21 protein-coding genes and 1 pseudogene are annotated in these 24,888 nt (G+C 59.1%); 9 read left to right on the top strand and 13 right to left on the bottom strand.

From position 1 onward, the window contains the following. The first annotated feature begins 113 nt into the window (after positions 1 to 113). A complete protein-coding gene (yddG, locus tag ABLU87_RS10535) occupies positions 114 to 992 on the top strand; it encodes an aromatic amino acid DMT transporter YddG (protein ID WP_004850709.1) in 879 nt (292 codons plus the stop codon). Here yddG and benD read toward each other — a convergent pair. The 7 genes from benD to ABLU87_RS10500 all read right to left on the bottom strand — a co-directional run bounded on the left by benD (position 989) and on the right by ABLU87_RS10500 (position 7,237). After that, complete coding sequence (gene benD, locus ABLU87_RS10530) at positions 989 to 1,762, bottom strand: benzoate diol dehydrogenase BenD (protein ID WP_025108252.1); 774 nt, start codon at positions 1,760 to 1,762, stop codon at positions 989 to 991. The two genes, yddG and benD, sit on opposite strands and share 4 nt — an antisense overlap. A 9-nt stretch (positions 1,763 to 1,771) precedes the next feature. Then, complete coding sequence (gene benC, locus ABLU87_RS10525) at positions 1,772 to 2,788, bottom strand: benzoate 1,2-dioxygenase electron transfer component BenC (RefSeq protein WP_122116828.1); 1,017 nt, start codon at positions 2,786 to 2,788, stop codon at positions 1,772 to 1,774. Between the two features lie 9 nt (positions 2,789 to 2,797). After that, the gene (locus ABLU87_RS10520; RefSeq protein WP_025108250.1) at positions 2,798 to 3,283 is read right to left on the bottom strand and encodes an aromatic-ring-hydroxylating dioxygenase subunit beta; all 486 of its coding nucleotides are present in this window, start codon (positions 3,281 to 3,283) and stop codon (positions 2,798 to 2,800) included. Further along, a complete protein-coding gene (locus ABLU87_RS10515) occupies positions 3,283 to 4,665 on the bottom strand; it encodes a Rieske 2Fe-2S domain-containing protein (RefSeq protein ID WP_046878380.1) in 1,383 nt (460 codons plus the stop codon). The genes ABLU87_RS10520 and ABLU87_RS10515 overlap by 1 nt, the downstream gene beginning before the upstream one ends. 105 nt (positions 4,666 to 4,770) lie before the next feature. After that, positions 4,771 to 5,697 (bottom strand): catechol 1,2-dioxygenase, encoded by a 927-nt coding sequence (catA, locus tag ABLU87_RS10510; RefSeq protein WP_122116829.1) that lies wholly within the window; start codon positions 5,695 to 5,697, stop codon positions 4,771 to 4,773. Positions 5,698 to 5,767: 70 nt separating this feature from the next. Beyond that, entirely contained in the window at positions 5,768 to 6,058 is a 291-nt protein-coding gene (gene catC, locus ABLU87_RS10505; RefSeq protein ID WP_004101911.1) for a muconolactone Delta-isomerase, read from the bottom strand. Positions 6,059 to 6,070: 12 nt separating this feature from the next. Next, positions 6,071 to 7,237, bottom strand: a complete 1,167-nt coding sequence (locus tag ABLU87_RS10500; protein ID WP_162557314.1) for a muconate cycloisomerase family protein — start codon at positions 7,235 to 7,237, stop codon at positions 6,071 to 6,073. 172 nt (positions 7,238 to 7,409) lie between these two features. Here ABLU87_RS10500 and ABLU87_RS10495 point away from each other — a divergent pair. Beyond that, a pseudogene (locus tag ABLU87_RS10495) lies at positions 7,410 to 8,247 on the top strand (IclR family transcriptional regulator C-terminal domain-containing protein). Positions 8,248 to 8,250: 3 nt separating this feature from the next. On the opposite strand, the gene ABLU87_RS10490 reads toward ABLU87_RS10495, so the two are convergent. Then, complete coding sequence (locus tag ABLU87_RS10490; protein WP_122116830.1) at positions 8,251 to 9,741, bottom strand: MFS transporter; 1,491 nt, start codon at positions 9,739 to 9,741, stop codon at positions 8,251 to 8,253. 118 nt (positions 9,742 to 9,859) lie between these two features. Between ABLU87_RS10490 and ABLU87_RS10485 the strand changes: the two genes are divergently transcribed. The 6 genes from ABLU87_RS10485 (at position 9,860) to narI (ending at position 18,760) form a co-directional block, all read left to right on the top strand. Beyond that, positions 9,860 to 10,435 carry a TetR family transcriptional regulator gene (locus tag ABLU87_RS10485; RefSeq protein ID WP_049069852.1) on the top strand — a complete coding sequence of 192 codons (576 nt, stop codon included), beginning with the start codon at positions 9,860 to 9,862 and terminating at the stop codon, positions 10,433 to 10,435. A 189-nt stretch (positions 10,436 to 10,624) separates the two neighbouring features. Beyond that, positions 10,625 to 12,013 (top strand): NarK family nitrate/nitrite MFS transporter, encoded by a 1,389-nt coding sequence (locus ABLU87_RS10480; RefSeq protein ID WP_025108243.1) that lies wholly within the window; start codon positions 10,625 to 10,627, stop codon positions 12,011 to 12,013. Positions 12,014 to 12,106: 93 nt separating this feature from the next. Beyond that, a complete protein-coding gene (locus tag ABLU87_RS10475; RefSeq protein ID WP_122117688.1) occupies positions 12,107 to 15,847 on the top strand; it encodes a nitrate reductase subunit alpha in 3,741 nt (1,246 codons plus the stop codon). After that, positions 15,844 to 17,388: a nitrate reductase subunit beta gene (gene narH / locus ABLU87_RS10470; RefSeq protein ID WP_004101903.1), complete on the top strand. Its 1,545-nt coding sequence runs from the start codon at positions 15,844 to 15,846 to the stop codon at positions 17,386 to 17,388. The genes ABLU87_RS10475 and narH overlap by 4 nt, the downstream gene beginning before the upstream one ends. Further along, a complete protein-coding gene (gene narW / locus ABLU87_RS10465; RefSeq protein WP_122117687.1) occupies positions 17,388 to 18,083 on the top strand; it encodes a nitrate reductase molybdenum cofactor assembly chaperone in 696 nt (231 codons plus the stop codon). The genes narH and narW overlap by 1 nt, the downstream gene beginning before the upstream one ends. Further along, positions 18,080 to 18,760 (top strand): respiratory nitrate reductase subunit gamma, encoded by a 681-nt coding sequence (narI, locus tag ABLU87_RS10460; RefSeq protein ID WP_014838419.1) that lies wholly within the window; start codon positions 18,080 to 18,082, stop codon positions 18,758 to 18,760. The genes narW and narI overlap by 4 nt, the downstream gene beginning before the upstream one ends. 148 nt (positions 18,761 to 18,908) lie before the next feature. Here narI and nhoA read toward each other — a convergent pair whose 3' ends face one another. The 4 genes from nhoA to ABLU87_RS10440 all read right to left on the bottom strand — a co-directional run bounded on the left by nhoA (position 18,909) and on the right by ABLU87_RS10440 (position 23,562). Further along, positions 18,909 to 19,754, bottom strand: coding sequence for an N-hydroxyarylamine O-acetyltransferase (gene nhoA, locus ABLU87_RS10455; protein WP_032693479.1), 846 nt, complete (start codon positions 19,752 to 19,754; stop codon positions 18,909 to 18,911). A 76-nt stretch (positions 19,755 to 19,830) separates the two neighbouring features. Beyond that, on the bottom strand, positions 19,831 to 21,486 hold the full coding sequence (locus tag ABLU87_RS10450; RefSeq protein ID WP_122117686.1) for an iron ABC transporter permease: 1,656 nt from the start codon (positions 21,484 to 21,486) through the stop codon (positions 19,831 to 19,833). Between the two features lie 406 nt (positions 21,487 to 21,892). Further along, positions 21,893 to 22,861, bottom strand: a complete 969-nt coding sequence (locus ABLU87_RS10445) for an ABC transporter substrate-binding protein (RefSeq protein ID WP_085521245.1) — start codon at positions 22,859 to 22,861, stop codon at positions 21,893 to 21,895. Continuing rightward, complete coding sequence (locus ABLU87_RS10440; protein ID WP_183129354.1) at positions 22,858 to 23,562, bottom strand: ABC transporter ATP-binding protein; 705 nt, start codon at positions 23,560 to 23,562, stop codon at positions 22,858 to 22,860. The genes ABLU87_RS10445 and ABLU87_RS10440 overlap by 4 nt, the downstream gene beginning before the upstream one ends. Positions 23,563 to 23,772: 210 nt before the next feature. Here ABLU87_RS10440 and ABLU87_RS10435 point away from each other — a divergent pair, with 210 nt between their 5' ends. Beyond that, on the top strand, positions 23,773 to 24,354 hold the full coding sequence (locus ABLU87_RS10435; protein ID WP_004850682.1) for a flavin reductase family protein: 582 nt from the start codon (positions 23,773 to 23,775) through the stop codon (positions 24,352 to 24,354). 223 nt (positions 24,355 to 24,577) lie between these two features. Here the strand turns inward: ABLU87_RS10435 and ABLU87_RS10430 are convergent. Further along, a partial coding sequence (locus ABLU87_RS10430) for a transposase (protein WP_348865977.1) occupies positions 24,578 to 24,888 on the bottom strand: 311 nt, incomplete at its 5' end.

Below are 24,888 nucleotides of genomic sequence, written 5' to 3'. Positions count from 1 at the left end.
CCACGTTGAATTTCGTTACTCCATTGGGATTAAGCGCGGAGGAAAATATCCCCCGGAAGCGAAAAAAAAGTGTTATAAAACCCGACTGCGTTTGAACCAACATCAGGTTAAATATGGAGAAGAAGAGAGCCACGCTCATTGGATTGGCCGCTATCGTCTTGTGGAGCACCATGGTCGGGCTGATTCGTGGCGTAAGCGAAGGGCTTGGTCCGGTGGGCGGCGCGGCGATGATCTACAGCCTGAGCGGCCTTTTGCTGATCTTTACCGTCGGCTTCCCGCAAATACGTCAGATCCCTCGCCCCTATTTACTGGCAGGAAGCCTGCTGTTCGTCAGCTATGAAATTTGCCTGGCGCTGTCGGTCGGATTAGCCGGTAGCCGCCAGCAGGCTATTGAAGTGGGCATGGTTAATTATCTGTGGCCCAGCCTGACGATTTTATTCGCCATTCTGTTTAACGGCCAAAAAAGCAGCTGGTTGGTTATCCCGGGGTTATTTCTCGCTTTATTCGGCGTCACCTGGGTATTAGGCGGTGAGCATGGTCTGAATGTAGATGAAATTACCCGCAACGTGGTTTCCAGCCCGCTGAGCTATATTCTGGCGTTCATCGGCGCGTTTATCTGGGCGGCCTACTGCACGGTCACCGCTAAATACGCGAAGGGCAAAAACGGGATTACCCTTTTTGTTCTGCTTACCGCCCTGACCCTGTGGCTGAAGTTCCTGTTCAGCGAACAGCCGCCCATGGTCTTTAGCTGGCCGGTGATAGCCAAACTGATCGCGCTGTCCGTTGCCCTGGGATTAGGCTACGCGGCGTGGAACGTCGGGATCCTGCACGGCAACGTCAGCCTGCTGGCCGCCGCCTCCTACTTTACGCCGGTGCTCTCCTCGGCGCTGGCGGCGGCACTGCTCAGCGCCGCGCTGTCGTGGTCATTCTGGCAGGGCGCCGGAATGGTGTGCGCCGGCTCCCTGCTTTGCTGGCAGGCGACCCGGCGCTAACCGAGATCGCCGCCGGCGACCGGCAGCGTCACGCCGGTGATATAGCTGGCCTCATCGCTGGCGAGAAACAGGATGGCATTGGCCTGCTCCGCCAGCGTACCGTAGCGATGCATCAGGCTGCTGGCCACCGTCTGATCGACCACCTGCTGATACCACGCCTGCTCCTGCGCCGACGGCAGCTCCTCATTCCGCGGCGTCCGGCGCGCTGGCGCCTCGGTGCCCCCCGGCGCCACGGCGTTAATGCGGATCCCGTTTGCGCTATATTCAAGGGCTAGCGAACGGGTCAGCGCATTAACGCCGCCTTTCGCTGCGGAATAAGGCACCCGATTCACGCCCGCCGTCGCCACCGACGAAATATTAACGATACTGCCTTTGCCCTGCTTCAGCATCCACGGTAGCGCAGCCCGACAGCCCCACAGGGTCGGAAACAGCGAGCGACGAATCTCCTTCTCTATTTGCTCCGGCTGATATTCCGCGAACGGCCGCGCCCAGATGGTGCCGCCGACGTTGTTAATCAATACATCCAGGTGGCCAAAATGGGCCACGCCGTCGGCAAAAGCCCGCTCGGTGCTTTCCCATTGTTCAAGATCGGCTTCCAGCGCCAGCGCCTGGCTACCGGCGTCGTTCAGCGCCGCCGCCAGTTCATGAACATAGCGAGAGCGGTCAATCAACAGCAGCCGCGCGCCCTCACGCGCCGCTTGCTCTGCGGTCTGTCGGCCAATCCCCTGCGCGGCGCCGGTAATAGCCACGACTTTATGGTTAAATCGCATCGTTGCTCCTTATGCCGCCGCGCTCTGGCTGGCGATAAATTTTTCATACCAGAACCCCGACGGCGAAATTCCTCTCTCGCGCAGCGCCGTGGCTACCGCATTGACCATCGGCGGGGGCCCGCACAGATAGATATCCACATCCCCGTCGTTGAGTATTGCGTCATTAAGATGTTCGGTAACAAAACCGCGCTGCGGGCATTGGCTTTGCGCATCAGCAACCACCGGCAGCCAGCGATACGCGGGAAGCTGACCGGTAAATGCCTCAAGCTCGTCAGTTTTCACCAGATCGCAGTCGCGGGTCACGCCATAGAGCAAGGTGATGGGTCGGGTGCTGCGCTGGCTGGCCAGCGTTTGCAGCATTGATAGCAGCGGCGCTAAGCCGGTGCCCCCCGCCAGCAGTAGCAGCGGACGCTCGCCGCCGCGCAGGTAAAAGCTGCCCATCGGGCCGCTTAGCGTCAGACGATCGCCGGGAATGGCCCGCTGCGTCAGCCACTGGCTCATCAATCCGCCGGGCACGTTACGGATCAGGAAGCGCCCCTCACGCCCACCCGGCAGGGAGCTAAACGAATAGGCGCGAACCTGCGGCGTTCCGGGAACCTGAATATTGATGTACTGACCCGCCAGGAAGTCCAGCGGTTCATCCAGCACGATCGCCAGCTCAATGGCGGTGTCAGACAGGAGATTGACCGCTTTCACCGTCGCGCCCACGCTCGCCAGCGAGGTTTTGCAGCGGGCCGCCGCCGCCGGTACATCAATGACGCAATCGCTGGTTGGCACCATCTGGCAGGTCAGCACCTGGCGCTCTGCGGCTTCCTCTTCGCTGAGCGCCTCTTCAAGAAACTCATCGCCCAGGCCATATTCGCCGCTGACGCAGCGGCACTTGCAGGTGCCGCAAACGCCGTCCGAACAATCCATCGGCAGATTGACCTGCTGACGATAGGCGGCATCGAGAACTTTCTCCCCGGCGTTACACTGAATAAAGCGGGTGATGCCGTCTTCAAAATTGAGAGCAATATTAAAGGTCATAAGTGCCTCTTAAATATGGTAAACGTCAATCACCTGACGGATGTAATCGTTATTCAGGCGCACGGTTTTACGGATGATTTGCGGTTTGCCGGAGTCCTCACTCAGCGTGCAGCAGGTCGAACCAAACCAGGTATCCGTCTGCTGATACCGGTGACAGTAGGTGACCCAGCTGTAGCGTACTTCCATGCCCTGTTCGGTTTCGCCAAGCAGTTCAACGTTGCCGATCATATGGGTGGTGCGCGGTTCCGGGGTGCTGGCCCCTGAGCGCTCGGTTTTGATGCGGTAAACCCGGTCTTCGAGGCCGTCGCGGCTCGGGTAATAGATCAGCGAAATTTCACGCTGAGGATCGCGGGTGAGCTTGTCGTCATCCCCCCAGGCGGGCATCCAGTACACCACCTGTGGACTGTAGCAGTTCAGCCACTCATCCCACAGGCGGTCGTCAAGCAGGCGGGCTTCGTAATAGAGAAACTGGCGAACCTGTTCGAGAGTGAGCATCAGACCACCTCCACGCGTTGTGTGATCGACTGCTCGTAACGCCGCTGCTCTGCTTCCAGCGCCGCCAGCATCACGTTTTGCCAGTGATGATGGTGGGCGATATACAAAGCTTCGTCTTCCGATTTCACGCCGCTCAGCAGCGGCCGCAAGCCGGCCTGCCGGGCGTGTTCGTCCGGACCATCGACCCAATGTAGCGCCCCGCGGCTGAGGTCGCTCCATGCGAGATTTTCCCCGAGATAGCCGCGCTGGCAGGCGCTGAACTCTTCCAGATCGTCAGGCGTTCCCATGCCGCTGACGTTAAAAAAGTCCTCATACTGGCGAATACGCAGCGCCCGCGCCTGGTCAGATTCGCCCTTCGGCGCAAAGCACCAGATGGTGACTTCGGTTTTATCCACCGCGATGGGGCGTATCACGCGGATCTGCGTCGAAAACTGATCCATCAGGTAGACGTTTGGATAGAGGCACAGGTTGCGCGTTTCGTTGACCATCTGCCCGGCGCGAGACTCGCCGAATTCCGCCTGCAGCCGTTCACGATGTTCGTAGACCGGCCGCACTTCCGGGTTCAGCACCCGGGTCCACAGCAGCATATGCCCATTATCAAAGCCGTAACCGCCGCCGACGCTTTTCGACCAGCCGTTTGCGTCTACCGCGTGCGTCCCTTCCGCTTCGTAGTTGCGGCGCGACATGGTGGAAGCGTAGTTCCAGTGGACCACGCTAACGTGATAGCCGTCAGCACCGTTTTCCGCCCCTAGCTTCCAGTTGCCTTCGTATACATAGCTCGACGATCCGTTAAGCACCTCCAGCCCTTCCGGCGCCTGGTCCACGATCAGGTCGATAATTTTGCAGGTTTCGCCCAGGTACGCCTCCAGCGGCTGCACATCGGCATTCAGGCTGCCGAACAGGAAGCCGCGATAGGATTGAAACCTCGGCAGCTTCTTTAAGTCGTGGGAGCCTTCATGCTTGAAAGTCTCCGGGTAACCGCCGGTACTTTCATCTTTGGCTTTTAAAAGCTTGCCGTTATTACTGAACGTCCAGCCGTGAAACGGACAGGTAAATGAACTTTTATTACCGGTTTTGCGACGACATAGCATCGCCCCGCGATGGGCGCAGCTGTTAATTAGCGCATGTAGTTCGTTCTTTTTATCGCGCGTTATTATTACCGGCTGGCGCCCAAGGGTCAGGGTGTAATAATCTCCAGGCTGCGCAATCTGGCTTTCATGAGCAAGGAACAGCCAATTCCCTTCAAAAATATGCTTCATTTCAAAATCAAATAGCTGCGGATCGGTAAATATTGAGCGATGGCAGCGATAAATATGTTTTTCACGATCAACAATTAATGCATTGTTGATTTTATCTTTTAATGTGGTGAACATTTTTTGCATGAGTCGGCCCTCCTGCATAATTCAGGAATAGAAAAACGGTGAAGTCGCAATTTCGCTTTATTCTCCGACCACGGCCTGGCCGGAGAAGAGAATTAACGCCGCGCGTTACTCCTGCGCACGCAGGCGCGTACCGCGGTGTTCTTCATCGGCGTTAAGCGCTTTACACAGAGTAAAATCAAAGCGCACTTCGGTATGTTCACCTTCCAGCTCACGCCGCTGAATAAGCTCGCGGTCGCTGACTTTTACCGGATCGGCAATCAGGCCGTCGCGGGTAGCGAACGCGAAATCATCCCACAGGTATTTGTCGCCGTTGAGATTGATTTGGCTGGTCAAATGTTTATGACCCGGCGCGGAAACGAAGAAGTGGATATGCGCCGGACGATTACCGTGACGCCCCAGCTGGTCAAGGAGTTTTTGCGTTGGCCCATCCGGCGGGCAGCCGTAGCCGGATGGCAGAATGCTGCGCACGCTATAGCAGCCATCGGCGCCGGTACGAATGCGGCGACGCAGATTATATTCACTCTGGCTTTGATCGAAGAAAGAGTAGTTCCCGAGGGTATTGGCATGCCAGATATCAACGATAGCGTTAGCTACCGGGTGGCCCTGGGTGTCGCGAACCTGGCCATAAAGCCACATCACCTCCCCCGCATCTTTACCATCATCCATGCGGGTATGTCCGTCTGCCAGCGGCGCATTCGCCACGTACAGCGGGCCTTCAATGGTACGAGGGGTGCCGGTTTCCCGCTGCGCTGCGGCATCAATCGCGTCCTGGCGCAGGTCGAGGAAGTGTTCAAGGCCGAGGCCCGCCGCCAGCAGTGCCGCTTCCTGGCGGCCGCCTAATTCATGCAGATAATTCACCGCATGCCAGAACTCTTCTTCAGTGACGTTATAGTCATCAATCAGCGTGCAGAGGTTTTCCAGCAGACGATGAACAATCATTTTAAAACGCTCGTCACCACCGGTTGCATTTAAACCCGCACTTTCACGCAATAAATGTTGCACAGCATCTTGTTGTACGAATACATTACTCATAATATTTCTCACTTATCGTTGTAGGATATTCGCCGAATAGTTTCGGCGCGAGGTTAGTTATTATTTTTTATTAACGGTCGTCTTCGCGAATCGAGGAGGGATGACGACAGAGCGCCTCCACGCGAATTTGCATAAAGGGATATAATGGTAGAGCCATTAAAATTTGATGCAGCTCTTCAGCATCTTTCACATCGAAAATACTGACATTGGCGTAAAGGCCGGCGACGCGCCAGATATGTCGCCATTTACCTTCGCGCTGAAGTTGTTGTGAATACTTTTTTTCTCGCTGCTTAATTTCCTCAATTTCGTCGGCAGGAAATCCCAGCGGAATATTCACGGTCATATCGACTTTAAATAGCATAAAAATCCTCCATTATCCTTTGCGGCTATAGAAGCGCAGTTTGTCTTCATCCAGTTCAGCGCCAAGACCCGGCGCTTGCGGTAGCGTCACCTCGCCTTCGGCGAACGTTAGCGGCACGCTGACAATATCGTCCTTCAGCAATAGCGGGCCAAACATCTCGCTGCCCCACTGTAGGGGTAGCGTCGACCAGGCGTGCAGCGAGGCCAGTGTGCCAACGGTCCCCTCAAGCATCGTGCCGCCGTAAAGCCCAATTCCCGCCGCTTGCGCCACCTTCGCCAGCGCCAGCACGCTGTTTGGCCCGCCCGCTTTGGCAATCTTCAGCGCATAGGCCCCGCTGAATCCCTGCTGCGCCAGGCGATAGCCTTCGTAATGGGTCGCTACCGCTTCATCGGCCAGAATAGCCGCGTCGATGTGATGGCTGAGGCGCACCAGCGCAGCGTTGTCCTGAGCGCTGACCGGCTGTTCAATCAGATCGACACCCATCGCCGCCAGCTCGCGGCAGCCCTTTGCCGCGACGGTGGCTTCCCACGCCTGATTCACGTCGACGCGGATGCTGGCCCGATCGCCCAGGGCTTCAACAATCGCGCGGGTGTGGCGCAGATCCGTCGCCAGTTCGCGCGCGCCGATTTTTAGCTTAAACGCGCGATGGCGACGCTCCGCCAGCAGCCTTTCCCCCTCGGCAATATCTTTCTCGGTATCGCCGCTCGCCAGCGTCCAGAGAACCGGCAGCGAGGTCGTCAGCGCGCCGCCAAGCAGCGCGGAAACCGGCAGGCCAAGCGCCTTACCCTGCGCATCCAGCAACGCGGTTTCGATCGCTGATTTGGCAAAGGTATTGCCTTTAACCGCGCCGTTTATCCGCGCGGTCAGGACATTCAGATTATCGGCCGCCTGGCCCTTGAGCAGCGGCGTCAGGTAATGATTAATCGCCGACACGATAGCTTCGGGGCTCTCCACGCCGTAGCTCAATCCACCGATGGTAGTGGCTTCGCCAATACCGCAAATCCCGTCCGAACGGGTTATGCGGACGATCGCCAGCGTCTGACAGCCCATCGTGGTCATGGAGAGTTTGTGCGGTCGAATGGTCGGGATATCTACCAGCCAGCTTTCAATACGTTCAATGGTCGCGGTCATCTTTTTTTCCTGGTGATGAAATACATAACTTTTCATACCCCTGTTCATAACGCGGGGTAACGATTCTGTTGACAATAGGTCTGCCCAATCGTGACGGTCAACGGCGATAATCGAAATGTTGTGCGATTATCGACGCGGTTGTTAAATTGGGGTTAATAATGTGATCGACGTGGTAAAACCAGAACAAGGAATCGCCGCGTTTTTCACCCGCGATATAGTGATGCCCCATGAACTTTTATCTTCAATAAAAGAGGGGTTGTATGAGCGAAAAAAAACCAGGTACTCTCAGCGCCCGCCAGTCTGAACACGACCCTAACTTTATGCTGTCCCTGGCGCGCGGGCTGGAAGTCCTTAACGCGTTTACCCCGCAGCGGCAGCGCCTGACCATCTCCCAGCTTAGCCAGAAAACGCAGATCTCCCGCGCGGCTGTGCGCCGCTGCCTCTATACCCTCGCCGCGCTGGGTATGGTGCATAGCCCGGATGGCCGCAGCTATGAGCTGCTCCCCCGCGTGCTGGCGGTGGGCCACGCCTACCTGGCCGGAACGCCGCTGGCGAAAGTCGCGCAGAGCGCCCTGGATAATCTGGGCAAAAACCTCGGAGAATCCTGCTCCGCCGCCACGCTGGACGGCGATAACGTCCTGTATATTGCCAGAGCGGCGGTGAATAACCTGCTCAGCGTGGATATCGGCCGCGGCAGCCGTCTGCCTGCGTGGGCCACGTCGATGGGACGCGTGCTGCTTAGCGCGTTGCCGGAAGAACAGCTTGAAGTGACACTGTCACGAGCCAATCTGATCCGCTATACCCCGTATACGCTATGCGATATGCCGGGTTTACGGCAGGAAATCACCAGAGTGCGCATGCAGGGCTACGCGCTCGCTGACCGGCAAATTGAGGTGGGATTATGTTCGCTGGCGGTACCGCTGCTCTCCCGCAGCGGCCAGGTGGTGGCGGCGCTTAACGTTGGCGTTCCGGCAGGCTATACCAACGCCGCCGCGCTGAAAGAGAAAGCCCTCGCCCCGCTACGGCGGGCGGCGATGGCGCTTTCTCTTCAGCTGTAAGGGTTAATTCAGCTCAGGCGCTTTTGCCAGACTACGCCAGATGCCGGCCGCCAGCAGCAGAAGCAGGACGCCAGCCGTCGCCAGCACGATGCTGTGCGAATGAATAAACGCCGCCTTCGCCGCTTCAAGCAGGCTTTGCGCCGGTATGGCGGGCAGCGACTGCGCCAGCTTAATCGCCTCGCTGATGGAGGACGACGCCTGCTCCGCCGCCGCGCCCTCAATTCCACCCGGCAGAACAATTGACGAGGTGTAGCTGCGGGTCAGGATCAGGCCAAACAGGGCAATCCCCAGTCCCGCGCCCAGCTCATAGGCCATGGTTTCGATGGCCCCTGCCGCCGCCGCTTTTTCCTTCGGCGCGGCGGCCATGATCGCCGAGCTGGAGGCCAACAGCGCGCTGGCGACGCTGAAGCCCAGCAGCGTCATCAGTCCCCAGGCCTGCCACTGCTGAGTACTGAAATCGGTCATCGACAGGCCGAGGAAGCTCAGGGCGCTGAGCAGCATTCCGCCGGTGGAGACCTCGCGCAGCCCCAGCCGCGATACCAGCATGCCGGCAATGGGCCCGCTGAAACCGCTCGCCACCATCACCGGCAGCATAAACAGCCCGGCTTCAAAAGGCGTTTTGCTGTGCACAAACTGCAGCTCCTGGGCCATCAGCAGTTCAAAACCCACCAGCGTAATCAGCGCGGTCATCGCCATCATCACGCCGCTTAAAATAATGCGATGGGTAAACAGGCGCATATCGACCATGGGACGCGATGCCGAGAGCTGTTTGCGCACGAACCAGAACAGCATCGCGGCGCCAGATAGTGCCACCAGCCCGGTTAACCACAGCGCCATTTGCCCTTTGAGCGCCGTTTTGGCACTAAAGACCAGCATCAAAATGGCGGCGATCAGGATTAGCGCCTGGAAAAGATTCAGCGGCTGCTCGCGCCGCGCGGGCTGACGCGGCACCATTTTGGCATTAATCGCTATCACCAGCAGGACGATCGGCACGTTGATCAGGAAAACCGATCCCCAGTAAAAATGCTCCAGCAGCATGCCGCCAACCAGCGGACCGAACGCCGCGCCGCCGGAACCGACAGCTGCCCACAGACCAAGCGCCATATTACGCTGGTGCGCCTGCGAAAAGGTGCTGCGGATCCCGGCCAGGGTCGCAGGCACGATCATTGCCGCCCCCACCGCCAGCAGCGCGCGGGATGCAATCAGCGTCTCTGCCGTGGGCGAAAACGCCGCCGCCAGCGACGCGGTGCCAAAAATACCGCTGCCGAGCAGCAGCAGCCGTTTAAAGCCGATTTTATCGCCCAATGCGCCCATAGGCAGCACCATACCGGCCATTACCAGTGAATAAATATCAATAATCCACAGCAGCTCGTTACCGCTGGTCCCCAGCGCTACGCTGAGCGTTGGCGCAGCCACGTGGAGAACAGTGGCGTCAATCGCCACCGGAATATAAACCAACAAAATCGCCATCAGCGTCAACCATTGCCGAGACATACTACTTTCCCTCAACGTTAAAACTGGACAAGTGTCCAGGAAACGGATCCTGCCGGATTGTTGAACGAGTGTCCAACTTTTTGTTACTATCGCCAAAAAAACCGGGGTCACTAACGTTATGGGCTACTTAAATCGCGATGCGCGTCGGGAAGTTATTGTGCTGGCAGCCATGCGCGTAGCGCTTCGTGGCGGGTTTAGCGCTATGACCGTCCGCCAGATTGCCGCCGAAGCCGGCGTCTCCGCCGGTCAGCTGCACCACCATTTCACCTCCGCGGGCGAGCTAAAAGCCCATGCCTTCATACGGTTGATCCGCGAAATGATGGATATGCCGCTGGTCGCCGACGACGCCACGTGGCGTGAACGCCTGTTTTCTATGGTGGGCAGCGACGACGGCAGGCTTGAGCCATACATTCGCCTGTGGCGCGAAGCGCAGCTGCTGGCCGATAGCGACAGCGATATCAAGGGGGCCTATCTGCTCACCATGAACATGTGGCATGAAGAGACCCTGAAGATCATCCGCCAGGGAACCGCTGCCGGTGAGTTTAAGCCAAGGGACGATATGGAAAGCATTGCCTGGCGGCTCATTGCTCTCGTCTGCGGCCTCGACGGTATTTATGCGCTGGGAATGCAGGAAATAGATGATGCCGCCTTCAATCGGCATATCAATTATTCTATCTCGATGGAACTTTTTTAATTTTAAGTTACATTTAGTAACAAATAATCCTGAGCTAATATTCGCGCGTCTTCTTTCGGCGCGCTTTTCTTATCTATTCTTCATTTATTACAACAGATACATCCCCATCCCTGATTTTATTTCTTTTATTAATTTGCTGTTTTACCAGTTTATTCTTTTTTGACGGGTTACTGTTCATTCGAGGGCAATATGCTGAGCAAAAATGAGAAAAAGAATCATTATCTTTTAAAAGAGTGGAAACCAGAAAATGCGGCGTTTTGGGAGAATAAGGGAAAGCAAATAGCGCGCAGAAATCTTTGCATTTCCGTAGGTTGTTTGCTACTCGCCTTTTGCGTCTGGATGCTATTCAGCGCCGTCGCCGTCAATCTCAATAAAGTCGGATTTAATTTCACCACCGATCAGCTCTTTTTATTAACCGCTCTGCCCTCGCTTTCCGGCGCAATATTACGCGTCCCCTACTCCTTTATGGTACCTATATTTGGCGGGCGCTACTGGACGGTATTAAGCACGATTATTCTGGTGGTGCCCTGTATCTGGCTGGGTATCGCCATTCAAAACCCCGCTACTCCATTCTGGGTATTTATCACCATTGCCCTGCTGTGCGGTTTTGCCGGTGCGAACTTTGCTTCCAGCATGGGAAATATCAGTTTTTTCTTTCCCAAAGCGAAACAGGGCAGCGCGCTGGGTATCAACGGCGGCCTCGGCAATCTCGGCGTCAGCGTGATGCAGATGATCGCGCCGGCGGCGATTTTTCTCCCCATCTTCGCTTTTCTTGGCATCCATGGCGTGCCTCAGGAGGATGGCTCTCTTCTCGCGCTGAGCAACGCCGCCCTCGTCTGGGTTCCGCTGCTGGTGATAGCCACCTTCGCCGCCTGGGTAGGAATGAACGACATCGCCAGCTCAAAGGCTTCGATTCGCGAGCAGCTGCCGGTGCTGAAACGCCCGCATATGTGGCTGCTGAGCCTGCTCTATCTGGCCACCTTTGGCTCGTTTATCGGCTTCTCCGCCGGTTTCGCCATGCTGGCGAAAACGCAGTTCCCTGATGTTAACATCCTTAAGCTGGCCTTCTTCGGGCCGTTTATCGGCGCGCTGGCGCGTTCTTTCGGCGGGATTATATCCGACCGTCTCGGCGGCGTACGGGTCACGCTGGTGAACTTTGTGCTGATGGCGCTGTTCACCGGCCTGCTGTTTCTCACCCTCCCCGGCAGCGGCTCAGGCAGTTTTCTCGCCTTTTACGTGGTGTTTATGGGGCTGTTCCTGACCGCCGGTCTCGGCAGCGGTTCCACCTTCCAGATGATCGCCGTGATCTTTCGCCAAATCACCCTCGACAGCGTGAAGAAACGCGGCGGCAGCGACGAACAGGCCCAGCACGAAGCGGTGACCGACACCGCGGCGGCGCTCGGCTTTATCTCCGCCATCGGCGCGATTGGTGGCTTCTTTATCCCTAAAGCCTTCGGTACCTCGCTGGCGATGACCGGCTCCCCGGTCGGGGCGATGAAGGTCTTCCTGGTTTTCTACGTGGTTTGCGTGCTGGTGACCTGGCTGGTCTACGGCCGTCGTAAACCGGCAAAACAATAACGGCATATTCATCGGGTGGCGGCTGACGCCCTATCCGGCCTGGGGATCGTACGGTCTTTTCAGGCCGGACATTATCGGAGCAGGAGGAAGGTCATGAGTAAACTACTGGATCGCTTTCGCTACTTTAAGCAGAAAGGCGAGAGCTTTGCCAACGGCCACGGTCAGGTGTACAACACCAACCGCGACTGGGAAGACAGCTACCGTCAGCGCTGGCAGTTCGACAAAATCGTCCGCTCAACGCACGGCGTGAACTGCACAGGCTCCTGCAGCTGGAAAATTTACGTCAAAAACGGGCTGGTCACCTGGGAAACTCAGCAAACGGACTACCCCCGCACCCGCCCGGACCTGCCCAACCACGAACCCCGCGGCTGCCCGCGCGGCGCAAGCTACTCCTGGTACCTCTACAGCGCTAACCGCCTGAAGTATCCGCTGGCGCGCAAGCGGCTGATTGCCCTATGGCGCGAAGCGCTGGCTCAGCACCCGGACCCGGTGCAGGCGTGGGACAGCATCATGCAGGACCCGGTCAAAACCCTCAGCTACAAGCAGGTACGCGGCAAAGGCGGGTTTATCCGTTCAAGCTGGAAGGAGCTGAACCAGCTGATTGCCGCCGCCAACGTCTGGACCATCAAAAACTACGGCCCGGACCGCGTGGCGGGCTTTTCGCCGATCCCGGCGATGTCGATGGTCTCTTACGCCGCCGGCACCCGGTATCTGTCGCTGCTCGGCGGCACCTGCCTGAGCTTCTACGACTGGTACTGCGACCTTCCCCCCGCCTCGCCAATGACCTGGGGCGAGCAGACCGACGTTCCCGAGTCCGCCGACTGGTACAACTCCAGCTATATTATCGCCTGGGGCTCCAACGTCCCGCAGACCCGAACCCCGGACGCCCACTTCTTTACGGAAGTGCGCTACAAGGGCACCAAAACCATCGCGATTACCCCGGACTTTTCGGAGGTAGCCAAGCTCAGCGACCAGTGGCTGGCGCCGAAACAGGGTACCGACAGCGCGCTAGCCATGGCGATGGGCCACGCGATCCTCAAAACGTTTCACCTTGATAACCCGAGCGATTATTTCCTCAACTACTGCCGCACCTACACCGATATGCCGATGCTGGTGATGCTTGAGCGTCGCGAGGAGGGTTTCTACGTTCCCGGCAGGATGGTCCGCGCCGCCGATCTGGTTGACGGGCTGGGCGAAAGCAATAACCCGGAGTGGAAAACCGTCGCCTATAACAGCGCTGGTGAACTGGTGGCACCCAACGGTTCGATTGGCTTCCGCTGGGGAGAGAAAGGCAAATGGAACCTTGAACAGCAGGCCGCCGGGCAAGCCATTGAACTCAAACTATCGCTGCTGGATAGCCGTGACGACGTGGTGACGGTGGGCTTTCCCTACTTCGGCGGCAACGAAAACCCGCACTTTCGCAGCATCAAGCAGGATCCGGTGACGCTGCATCAGCTGCCGGTTAAGCAGCTCCCGCTGGCCAACGGTGAATCTGGCCTGGTGGTTAGCGTCTACGATCTGATTCTCGCCAACTACGGACTCGATCGCGGTTTAGACGATCCCAACGCCGCGCAGGACTTCAGTGAGATGAAAGCCTATACCCCGGCTTGGGCCGAACAGATTACCGGCGTCCCGCGCCAGCACATCGAGCAGATCGCCCGTGAATTTGCCGATACCGCGCATAAAACCCACGGACGGTCGATGATTATCCTCGGCGCCGGCGTCAACCACTGGTACCACATGGATATGAACTACCGGGGGATGATCAATATGCTGGTGTTCTGCGGCTGCGTCGGCCAGAGCGGCGGCGGCTGGTCGCACTATGTCGGCCAGGAGAAGCTGCGTCCGCAAACCGGCTGGCTGCCGCTGGCGTTCGCCCTTGACTGGAATCGTCCGCCGCGCCAGATGAACAGCACCTCCTTTTTTTACAATCACGCCAGCCAGTGGCGCTATGAAAAGCTGACCGCCCGGGAGCTGCTGTCGCCGCTGGCCGATGCCAGCCAATTCAGCGGCCATCTGATCGACTTTAACGTTCGCGCCGAGCGCATGGGCTGGCTGCCCTCCGCGCCGCAGCTGGGCGTCAACCCGCTGACCATCAAGGCGCAGGCCGCCGCGGCCGGACTGACTCCCGCCGACTACACCGCCCGGGCGCTGAAGTCCGGCGAGATCCGCTTCGCCTGCGAACAGCCGGATAACGGCAAAAATCATCCGCGTAATCTGTTTATCTGGCGCTCCAACCTGCTGGGCTCTTCCGGCAAGGGCCACGAGTATATGCTCAAATATCTGCTGGGCACCGACAGCGGTATTCAGGGCGATGAGCTGGGCGCCAGCGATGACGTGAAGCCCGAAGAGGTGGAGTGGCAGACCGCGGCCATCGAAGGCAAGCTCGACCTGCTGGTGACGCTCGATTTCCGCATGTCCAGTACCTGCCTGTTCTCCGATATCGTTCTGCCGACCGCCACCTGGTATGAAAAAGACGATATGAACACCTCGGATATGCATCCGTTTATCCACCCGCTCTCCGCCGCCGTTGACCCGGCGTGGGAGGCGAAAAGTGACTGGGAAATTTACAAAGATATCGCCAAAACCTTCTCCGAGGTCTGCGTCGGCCACCTCGATAAAGAGACCGACGTTGTGCTGGTGCCGCTGCAGCACGACTCCCCGGCGGAGCTGTCGCAGCCCTTCGACGTGCTGGACTGGCGGAAAGGAGAATGCGAGCTGACGCCGGGTAAAACCGCGCCGTCGATTGCCGTCGTTGAGCGCGATTATCCGGCGACCTATGAGCGCTTTACCTCCCTCGGGCCGCTGCTCGACAAACTGGGCAACGGCGGTAAAGGCATCACCTGGAACACCCAGAACGAGGTCGACTTCCTCGGCAAGCTTAACTACGTCAAGCTTGATGGCCCGGCCAAAGGTCGCCCGCGCATCGACAGCGCCATTGACGCCTCGGAAGTGATCCTCGCCCTCGCCCCGGAAACCAACGGCCAGGTGGCGGTCAAAGCCTGGCAAGCGCTCGGCGAGTTTACCGGCCGCGAGCATACGCACCTGGCGCTGAATAAAGAGGATGAAAAAATTCGCTTCCGCGATATTCAGGCCCAGCCGCGCAAAATTATCTCCAGCCCGACCTGGTCCGGCCTCGAGAGCGAGCATGTTTCCTACAACGCCGGCTATACCAACGTCCACGAGCTGATCCCCTGGCGCACCCTCTCCGGCCGCCAGCAGCTATATCAGGATCACCCCTGGATGCGCGCCTTTGGCGAAAGCCTGGTGGTTTATCGTCCGCCCATTGACACCCGCAGCGTCAGCCAGATGAAAGCGATTCCGGCTAACGGCTTCCCGGAAAAAGCGCTCAATTTCCTGACGCCGCACCAGAAATGGGGCATCCACTCCACCTACAGCGAAAACCTGCTGATGCTGACCCTGTCGCGCGGCGGGCCGATCGTGTGGATCAGCGAAACCGACGCTCGCGAGCTGGGTATTGAAGATAACGACTGGATCGAGGCCTTCAACGCCAACGGCGCGCTCACCGCCCGCGCGGTGGTCAGCCAGCGCGTACCGCCGGGGATGACCATGATGTACCACGCGCAGGAGCGCCTGATGAATATTCCGGGCTCGGAAGTCACCGGACGGCGCGGCGGGATCCATAACTCGGTCACCCGCGTGTGCCCGAAACCGACCCATATGATTGGCGGCTACGCCCAGCTGGCTTACGGTTTCAACTACTACGGCACCGTCGGCTCCAACCGCGACGAGTTCATCATGATCCGCAAAATGAAAAATATTGACTGGCTGGATGACGAAGGTCGCGATGGGGTACAGGAGGCGAAAAAATGAAAATACGTTCACAGGTCGGTATGGTTCTCAATCTCGATAAATGCATCGGCTGCCACACCTGTTCCGTCACCTGTAAAAACGTCTGGACCGGACGCGAAGGGATGGAATACGCCTGGTTTAACAACGTCGAAACCAAACCGGGCATCGGCTATCCGAAAAACTGGGAAGATCAGGAGGTGTGGGAAGGCGGCTGGGTGCGCGATGTTAATGGCAAAATACGCCCGCGTCTGGGCGGCAAAATGGGCGTCATCACCAAAATTTTCGCCAATCCGGTGATACCGCAGATCGACGACTACTATGAACCCTTTACCTTTGATTACCAGCATCTGCACAACGCGCCGGAGGGAAAACACCTGCCCACCGCCCGTCCGCGTTCGCTTATCGACGGCAAGCGGATGGATAAAATCATCTGGGGCCCCAACTGGGAAGAGCTGCTCGGCGGCGAGTTTGAAAAGCGCGCCCGCGACCGTAACTTCGACAAGATTCAGAAGGAGATGTACGGCCAGTTTGAAAATACCTTCATGATGTATCTGCCGCGCCTGTGCGAGCACTGCCTGAACCCGAGCTGCGTCGCCACCTGCCCCAGCGGCGCCATCTACAAGCGTGAAGAAGACGGCATCGTGCTGATCGACCAGGACAAATGCCGCGGCTGGCGTCTGTGCATCAGCGGCTGCCCGTACAAGAAAATCTACTTCAACTGGAAAAGCGGCAAATCGGAGAAGTGCATCTTCTGCTACCCGCGTATCGAGTCCGGACAGCCCACCGTCTGTTCCGAAACCTGCGTGGGACGTATCCGCTACCTCGGCGTGCTGTTGTACGACGCCGACCGCATTGAAGAGGCGGCCAGCACCGAGCGCGAAACCGACCTCTACGAGCGGCAGTGCGAGGTGTTCCTCAACCCCCACGACCCGGCGGTGATTGAAGAAGCGCTGAAACAGGGGATTCCACAAAACGTGATTGATGCCGCCCAGCGCTCGCCGGTGTACAAAATGGCGATGGACTGGAAGCTGGCGCTGCCGCTGCATCCGGAATACCGCACCCTACCAATGGTCTGGTACGTGCCGCCGCTGTCGCCGATTCAGTCCTACGCCGACGCCGGCGGTCTGCCGAAAAGCGACGGCGTGCTTCCGGCCATCGAAAGCCTGCGCATTCCGGTGCAGTATCTCGCCAATATGCTCAGCGCGGGCGATACCGGCCCGGTACTGCGCGCGCTGAAGCGCATGATGGCGATGCGTCACTACATGCGCTCGCAAACGGTGGAAGGCGTCACCGATACTCGCGCCATCGAGGAGGTGGGCCTGAGCGTTGAGCAGGTCGAGGAGATGTACCGTTATCTGGCGATCGCCAACTACGAGGACCGCTTCGTGATCCCGACCAGCCACCGCGAAATGGCGCGCGACGCCTTCCCCGAGCGCAACGGCTGCGGCTTTACCTTCGGCGACGGCTGCCACGGCTCCGACACCAAATTCAACCTGTTCAACAGTAGCCGCATTGACGCCATCAACATCACCGAAGTACGCGATAAAGCGGAGGGGGAATAATGCAAATCCTCAAAGCGATCGGTCTGCTGATGGAGTACCCGGATGAGTTTCTTTGGCAGTGCAAGGACGAGGTGCTGAGCATGGTGCGTCACGACGCCCCTGTGCTCAACGACTTCGCCGCGGAGATGCTGAATGCCCCGCTGCTGGACAAGCAGGCCGAATGGTGCGAAGTGTTCGACCGGGGCCGCGCTACGTCGCTGCTGCTGTTTGAACACGTGCACGCCGAGTCTCGCGACCGCGGTCAGGCAATGGTCGACCTGCTCGCTCAGTATGAAAAGGCGGGCCTGGTGCTCAACTGTCGCGAACTTCCCGACCACCTGCCGCTGTATCTGGAATACCTCAGCATCCTGCCGGAAAACGACGCGCGCGAAGGTCTGCACAACGTCGCGCCGATTCTGGCGCTGCTGGGCGGGCGGCTGAAGCAGCGCGGTGTCCCCTGGTATCAGCTGTTTGACGCCCTGCTCAGCCTCGGCGGGATCCCGCTTTCAAGTGACAGTGTCACGCAGCAGATCAACAACGAGCCCCGCGATGACACCCGCCAGGCGCTGGATGCGGTCTGGGAAGAAGAACAGGTGAAATTTATCGAAGACAACGCCACGGCCTGTGACAGCTCACCGTTACAGCAATATCAACGACGCTTTAGCCAGGACGTGGCGCCGCAGTACGTCGACGTCAGCGCGGGAGGCCCGAAATGATACAGTATCTGAACGTCTTTTTTTACGACATCTACCCCTACATCTGCGCGACGGTCTTTTTTCTCGGCAGCTGGCTGCGCTATGACTACGGCCAGTACACCTGGCGCGCCTCCTCCAGCCAGATGCTGGATAAACGCGGGATGGTGATCTGGTCGAATCTGTTCCATATCGGCATACTCGGCATTTTCTTTGGCCATCTGTTCGGCATGTTAACGCCGCACTGGATGTATGCCTGGTTTTTACCCATTGCGGTCAAGCAGCAGATGGCGATGGTGCTCGGCGGCGTCTGCGGCGTCCTGACGCTGATTGGCGGCGCCGGTTTGCTCTGGCGTCGTTTGACCAACCAGCGCGTTCGCGCCACCTCGACCGCGCCGGATATCATCATCATGAGCATTCTGCTGATTCAGTGCCTGCTCGGGCTGAGCACCATCCCTTTCTCGGCGCAGTATCCGGACGGCAGTGAAATGATGAAGCTGGTGGGCTGGGCGCAGGGCATCGTCACCTTCCGCGGCGGCTCGTCAGAAATGCTCAGCGGCGTGGCCTTTGTTTTCCGCGTGCATCTGGTGCTGGGGATGACGATTTTCCTGCTGTTCCCGTTCACCCGGCTGGTTCACGTCTGGAGCGCGCCGTTTGAATATTTCACCCGCCGCTACCAGGTGGTACGTTCAAGACGCTGAGCAAAATCCGCAATCATCCCGGGTCGCGGCAAAAACGCCTAACCCGGGCGACAGGAGCGCCCCGTAGCCCGGCTAAGCGTAGCGCAAGCCGGGTAACATCCCCGTTTGACAGTCATCCCTTATCCAGCCAACGGTTCCTGTACGATATTTATTTTCCGGCCTCGGGATGGGTATCAAACGCCGCCATCACCGCCGCCAGCTCCGCTTCGCTAAAGCCGTATTTGGCATCATCCACGCCGAGGCCAAAACGCGTTTGCAGCGCCTCATACAGCGCCGGAACGTCCGCTAAATCGAGCTTTTCGACAACGTGGTTTTTATCCCAATGGGTAAAGTGGAAATTGGTCAGCGTCATTTTGCCGCCGTCCGGCAAGTGGCGGCACATCAGCAGATGATGGCGGAAGTGCGACTGCGGCCAGTGCGCCGACCAGAAGTTGCCCATCACATAGTCGGAAGCGTACTGGCGACCTAAATCAAAATGGTACATCGACTGCCAGTGGCCGTGATGGCTGAACTGCAGCGCCCACTCTTCCCCTTCGTAAATCAGGCGATATTCGCCGTGCGGGGTGGATTGTTCTATATCCGCCAGCAGCTTAATCGGCGCGGTCAAGGTCTGGCCGCCGAAACCAACGTCGGCAATCCAGCGTTCCCCCTCCACCTCCACCAGCAGCAGCCGATGGGTACGCGGCGGCATATGCGGCGGATTGGCCAGCACCACGCGCCCCAGAAGGCTGCGCACGGGAAAGCCGATCTCGCGCAGCGCTCTCTCCAGCAGGCCGTTTTGCTCGAAGCAGTAGCCGCCGCGACGACCGTGAATCAGCTTCTCTTCGAGGGTGCGATCGTCGAGATGTATCTCTCTGGGCAGCAGCACATCCAGATTTTCAAAGGGGATCGCGCCGTTATGGTGAATATGCAGTTCGCGCAGGGTGTGAAGTGAAACGTCCGGGGTGCCCGTCCAGCCCAGACGAGAAAAATAGGCGCTTAAAAAGGGACTCATCAATGCCTCCAGCAATCGGTGTCCGACATTTATAGCCTGTTTTTCTCGCCTGACCAGCTATTTTGTGCGATCGTATTTATCCGCGCGTGCCCCGCTGCATCAGCGCCAGCGCGCAGAGCATCAGCCCCAGACCGGTAAAGAGCGTCAGCGATGCCATTGCCATTCCCTCTCCCGCCGAGCCCTGCTCAAACTGGCGCCAGATAAACACCGAGACGGTTTGCGTCCCGGCCGGCGCAAGCAGCAACGAGGTCACCAGCTCGCGGGAGGCAACGGCGAACACCATCAGCATCGCCGCCAGCAGCGCCGGGAAGACCAGCGGCAGAACGATCAGACGCAGCGCCTGTAGGGCCGTCGCCCCATGTACCCTTGCCGCAGGCTCAAGATTATTGCCAAGCTGGCGCAGCGCGCTGCCGACGTAGCGTACCGGCCAGGGTAGCAGGAGACAACTGTAGGAGAGCAGCAGCATAAACCAGCTGTTGTAGGGGGAAAGCGGCCAGAACGGCTGATTCCACAACAGAATCAACCCGACGCCCACCACCACGCCCGGCAGCGCCGCCGGCAGCAGCGATAAGGCATCGACTATCGCGCTCCCCTTGATTTTTTGCACCACAACCAGCCAGGCGGCGAGCAGCCCCACCAGCCCAACAACCCCAGCCGAAGCCAGCGCCAGCGAAAGGCTGGTTGCCAGTGCCGACAGCGCGTCGCCCTGCTGAGCAAACAGCGCGGCAAAATGGCGAAGGGTAACGTTGTCAGCGTGGATACCGCCCGACAGCGTGCTCATCAGGCTGGTCAGCACCATCGACGCGCCCGGCATCACCACCGCCAGCCCCCCGACGCCCGCCATCACTAGCACCGCCGGAAGCGTCAGCCAGCCCAACTCCGCCCCGCTATTCTCTCCCGGCTTGCCGGTGACGCTGGTGACCTCTTTATCGCCAGTCAGCCGTTTTTGCAGCCACCAGGCCAGCAGCGCCACCGCGATCAGCAGCAGCGAAAGCAGCGACGCGCCGGGCAGATCGACAGGCCAGTCGGCGAGCTTACTCTCAATGCCTACGGTCAGCATGACCAGCCCCGCCCGCGAACCCAGGGCCGCCGGAACGCCGTACTCTTCAATGGCCAGGGTAAACGCCAGCAGCATCCCCGCCGCCAGGGCCGGAGAAAGCATCGGCAGCGTGATGTGCCAGAACGCTCGCCAGGCGCTGGCGCCGTGCACCCGGGCGACAATCGCCAGCCGCTGACCGCTGGCCAACAGGCTGCGCGAGACGGCGAAGTAGACCACCGGAAAGATATTGAGGGTCATCACCAACACGATCCCGATGCGGCTAAAAAGCAGATCGTTGAGATCCCAGCCGGTCAGCTGCTGGAGATAGCCATGACTTTGCAGCATCAGCATCCACGACAGCGCGGCAATATAGGGCGGCGTCAGAAACGGGATCAGAAAAAGCAGATCCCACAGCCGCGGCAGCGGGATAGTAAACAATCCGCGCAAGACGCCCAGCGGTAGACCGATGACCACGCTCATCAGCGCCACGCCGCAGGCCACCCACAGGGTACCGCCGAGCATCGTCGGCAGCTGCGGGTCGGCAATCAGCGTTGATACACCGCTAAACGCGCCGCCCAGCGAACCGGCGCTAAACTGGGGAAAAATTGCCTGGAGGACAATAAACAGCAGCGGCAATGCCACCAGCACCAGCAGCGCCGCCAGCGTGCCCGCTGAAATAAGTCTCTGTTTCACGGTATTTTCCTGGATACGATCTTACCCGGCTCGCGCTGCGCTTAGCCGGGCTACCGGGCACAGCCGTCTGCGGTCCGGTAGCCCGGACAGACGCGCCAGCGCCGCCTCCGGGGAATGTGCCCGGGCTGATGCCCAGGCGTTGCGTCTTCCCGGCTCGCGCTACGCTTAGCCGGGCTACGAGGTCACAGCCGTCTGCGGTCCGGTAGCCCGGACAGGCGCGCCAGCGCCGCCTCCGGGGAATGTGCCCGGGCTGATGCCCAGGCGTTGCGTCTTCCCGGCTCGCGCTGCGCTTAGCCGGGCTACGGGGTCACAGCCGTCTGCGGTCCGGTAGCCCGGACAGGCGCGCCTGCGCCGCCTCCGGGGAAAGTGCCCGAGCCAACTTTCGAAGCCCGGGGGAAAAGTCGGTTTACTGGGCGAAAAGCGTATTAAAGCGGGAAAGCACCGCGCTACGTTCGCTATTGCCATCGCCTGCGGTCGGCAGAATTTTCAGCTCGTTGAGCAGCGGGCGCTTCGCCGGAATATCGCTGCGGGCGGGCATAAGCCAGGCGTCGGCGACCAGCGCCTGGCCTTCCGGCGACAGCACATAATCAACGAAGGCTTTTGCGTCGTCAGCATGCTGGCTGGTTTTGAGGATCATCATCGGCCGCGGTGCAATGACCGTGCCGCTGGCCGGGAAAATCACCTTTAGCGATTCGCCCTGATGGATATTGCCGTAAGAGACATAATCAACCGCGCCGAATACCGCCGCTTTCGCCCCCTGCATCACCGGCGTCACCGCCTGGGCGTTCGGCCCGCTGACCACCATGCCATTCTTCTTTAACGCATCAAATAGCGCCCAGGCTTTATCGCCCATGCCATTCTGTAACCCGATCAGCAAATCCAGCGACGCGCCGGAAAGCGCCGGGTCCGGCGTCGTCACTTTGTCTTTGAACGCCGCTTCGGTCAGGTCGCGCCACTCTTTCGGCTCCGGAGTGCCGCTTTTGGTATTCCAGACGATCCCCAGGGCCGAAATACCCTGAGCAACGTAATCGGCGGATTTCAGGTTCGCCGGGACCTTATCGGCATTGGCACTCTGATACGGCAGCAGCCAGCCGCGGTGATGCAAATCTTCCGCCGTATCCCACGAGGCGGAAATCAGCACATCCGCCTGCGGGTTAGCCTGCTCGGCCTCGAGACGCGCCATCACCTTACCGGTGGTGGCCTGGAAAATATTCACCTTAACGCCGGTTTTCTTCTCATAGCCGCTGGCAAGGCTTTTCGCCAGCGAGCCCGGCCCGGCGGTGTAGACGGTGAGCGCCTGGGCGCTGGAGATCGTGGTGGCGGACAACATCATCGCGAGCGCGGCTCCTTTGGTAACGGTGATAACGGTTTTCATACGGATTCCCCTGAGGTTGAAGTCACGGCGCGGACGGCGGCAATGCAGCCCGCAGATAAATGAATAATCTTGTCGGCCAGCAGTTCGGCTTCGCGACGGTCGTGGGTGACGTAGACAGCAGTGATGCCCAGCTGGCGCAGCAGGCGGCTCATTTCGAGGCACAGCGACTCGCGCAGCTCGCTGTCGAGATTGGAGAGCGGCTCATCGAACAGCAGCACGCGCGGTTCTGCGACGATGGCGCGGGCCAGCGCAACGCGCTGCTGCTGACCGCCGGAAAGGCCCGACGGTTTGCGGTCGGCGAAGCCGCTGAGACCGACCATCGCCAGCGCCTCCTCGACCCGTTGCTGTCGCTGCTGACGCCCGACGCCGCGCATACGCAGCGGGAAAGCCACGTTCTGCGCCGCCGTCATGTGCGGCCACAGGGCGTAATCCTGAAAGACCATGCCGAGATCGCGCTGCTCCGACGGCAAGCCCCAGCCGGTTTTCGCCACCAGGCGATCGCCAAAGTGAATGCTGCCGCTGGCGGGTACGGTTAATCCGGCGAGCAGGCGCAGCAGCGTGCTTTTACCGCAGCCAGAAGGCCCCAGCAGCGCAACAATGCTGCCCGCATCGATATGCAGATCAATCTGATTAAGCACGGTGTGGGCGCCGAAGGCGAAAGAAACGCCGTCGAGTTTAATGCTGGTAAGCGCGCGCATTATCGCCCTCCCGTCGGGAAAGCGAGGCTCTGCCCGCGGTCAACATCCGCCGGCGCGCGCTCACCTGAGACAAATTCAGGGGAGCTAACATATTGTTATCCTCTTTGGGACTTAGTGACGCCGACTATAGGGACCCTCGATGACGTATTGATTACATTTTCATTGCGGATTAACGTGTTGTCTGGCATCAGACCCATTTACCAAGGAACGCATATGAGCCGTTTTCGCCACGTGGAACTTCAGTACGCCAGTCGCCTGCTCAACCATGGCCCAACAATTTTGATAACCAGCTATGACGCCCACTCTCAACGCCGCAACGTCATGGCCGCCGCGTGGTCGATGCCGGTGGAGTTCGCTCCGCCGAGGCTGGCCATCGTGGTAGATAAAAGCGCCTGGACGCGGGAAATTATTGAGCGCAACGGCGCATTTGGCATCGTCGTTCCCGGCGTCGAGGCCGCCAGTTGGACCTACGCGGTCGGCAGCATCAGCGGACGCGATGAGGATAAATTTAACGCTTACGGCATCCCGGTCGTGCAAGGTCCGGAGCTGGGCTTGCCGCTGATTGAAGAGAAGTGTCTTGCATGGATGGAGTGCCGACTGCTGCCGGCAACGGCGGCTCAGGAGCAGTACGATACGCTGTTTGGCGAAGTGGTTTCCGCCGCCGCCGATGAGCGCGCGTTCGTCAGCGGACGCTGGCAGTTCGACGACGATAAGATCAATACCCTCCATCATCTCGGCACCGGCAACTTTGTTGCCAGCGGCCGCCACGTCCGCGCCAATACCCCGGAAGAATAGCCCCGCTCGCCTCCGGGGCAATTCTTCACCACCCTGCGCGTCTCTCCCGGGGGCGGCGCACAGCGCCTTGCCCGGGCTACCGGACCGCAGACCGCTGAGGGCGCGTAGATACTGTGAACGCCTGCAACCATTTTTAGTTGCCGATACTTTCTCCGGCTCCCGGATGACAGGCACACCAACGACAGCACTCTCTGGTGCTGTCGTTTTTTCTCAGGGAACGTTGTTACGCTATCAACAGCTCATGCTGTGAGGCATCGAACGCCTTTCCTGACTTCAGTACTCCATAAGCCACCTGCGCCAGCTTTCGCATCATCGCCCCTATGATGACTTTTGCCCGCTTTCCGCTCTCTTCCAGCCTTTTCCTGAACGCTTTTCCCCACGCCGTATGGTACAGCGCCGATAACGCTGGCATGTATAACGCCTTGCGCAGTTGAACCGGCCCCGCTTTGCTCATCCGGCTCGCCCGCATCACGCTGCTGCCCGACTCATGCTGCACCGGCGTCAGTCCTGCATACGCCGCGAACTGCCGCGCTG

Source organism: Klebsiella sp. CB_Kp196 (assembly GCF_040061575.1).
In the GTDB taxonomy this organism is placed as follows: Bacteria; Pseudomonadota; Gammaproteobacteria; order Enterobacterales; family Enterobacteriaceae; genus Klebsiella; species Klebsiella michiganensis.
The sequence above is the reverse complement of the archived record's forward strand: the minus strand, read 5'-3'. Positions and strand labels throughout refer to the sequence as shown.

Bases quoted from the DNA above. Each gene is read 5' to 3' on its own strand.
- narI (WP_014838419.1), top strand. From the start codon at position 18,080: ATGATACAGTATCTGAACGTCTTTTTTTACGACATCTACCCCTACATC.
- ABLU87_RS10520 (WP_025108250.1), bottom strand. From the start codon at position 3,283: ATGCTCACTCTCGAACAGGTTCGCCAGTTTCTCTATTACGAAGCCCGC.
- ABLU87_RS10500 (WP_162557314.1), bottom strand. From the start codon at position 7,237: ATGAACAGGGGTATGAAAAGTTATGTATTTCATCACCAGGAAAAAAAG.
- ABLU87_RS10480 (WP_025108243.1), top strand. From the start codon at position 10,625: ATGCTGAGCAAAAATGAGAAAAAGAATCATTATCTTTTAAAAGAGTGG.
- ABLU87_RS10485 (WP_049069852.1), top strand. From the start codon at position 9,860: ATGGGCTACTTAAATCGCGATGCGCGTCGGGAAGTTATTGTGCTGGCA.
- benC (WP_122116828.1), bottom strand. From the start codon at position 2,788: ATGACCTTTAATATTGCTCTCAATTTTGAAGACGGCATCACCCGCTTT.
- ABLU87_RS10445 (WP_085521245.1), bottom strand. From the start codon at position 22,861: ATGAAAACCGTTATCACCGTTACCAAAGGAGCCGCGCTCGCGATGATG.
- nhoA (WP_032693479.1), bottom strand. From the start codon at position 19,754: ATGAGTCCCTTTTTAAGCGCCTATTTTTCTCGTCTGGGCTGGACGGGC.
- narH (WP_004101903.1), top strand. From the start codon at position 15,844: ATGAAAATACGTTCACAGGTCGGTATGGTTCTCAATCTCGATAAATGC.
- yddG (WP_004850709.1), top strand. From the start codon at position 114: ATGGAGAAGAAGAGAGCCACGCTCATTGGATTGGCCGCTATCGTCTTG.
- catC (WP_004101911.1), bottom strand. From the start codon at position 6,058: ATGCTATTTAAAGTCGATATGACCGTGAATATTCCGCTGGGATTTCCT.
- benD (WP_025108252.1), bottom strand. From the start codon at position 1,762: ATGCGATTTAACCATAAAGTCGTGGCTATTACCGGCGCCGCGCAGGGG.
- ABLU87_RS10490 (WP_122116830.1), bottom strand. From the start codon at position 9,741: ATGTCTCGGCAATGGTTGACGCTGATGGCGATTTTGTTGGTTTATATT.
- catA (WP_122116829.1), bottom strand. From the start codon at position 5,697: ATGAGTAATGTATTCGTACAACAAGATGCTGTGCAACATTTATTGCGT.
- narW (WP_122117687.1), top strand. From the start codon at position 17,388: ATGCAAATCCTCAAAGCGATCGGTCTGCTGATGGAGTACCCGGATGAG.
- ABLU87_RS10515 (WP_046878380.1), bottom strand. From the start codon at position 4,665: ATGCAAAAAATGTTCACCACATTAAAAGATAAAATCAACAATGCATTA.
- ABLU87_RS10435 (WP_004850682.1), top strand. From the start codon at position 23,773: ATGAGCCGTTTTCGCCACGTGGAACTTCAGTACGCCAGTCGCCTGCTC.
- ABLU87_RS10475 (WP_122117688.1), top strand. From the start codon at position 12,107: ATGAGTAAACTACTGGATCGCTTTCGCTACTTTAAGCAGAAAGGCGAG.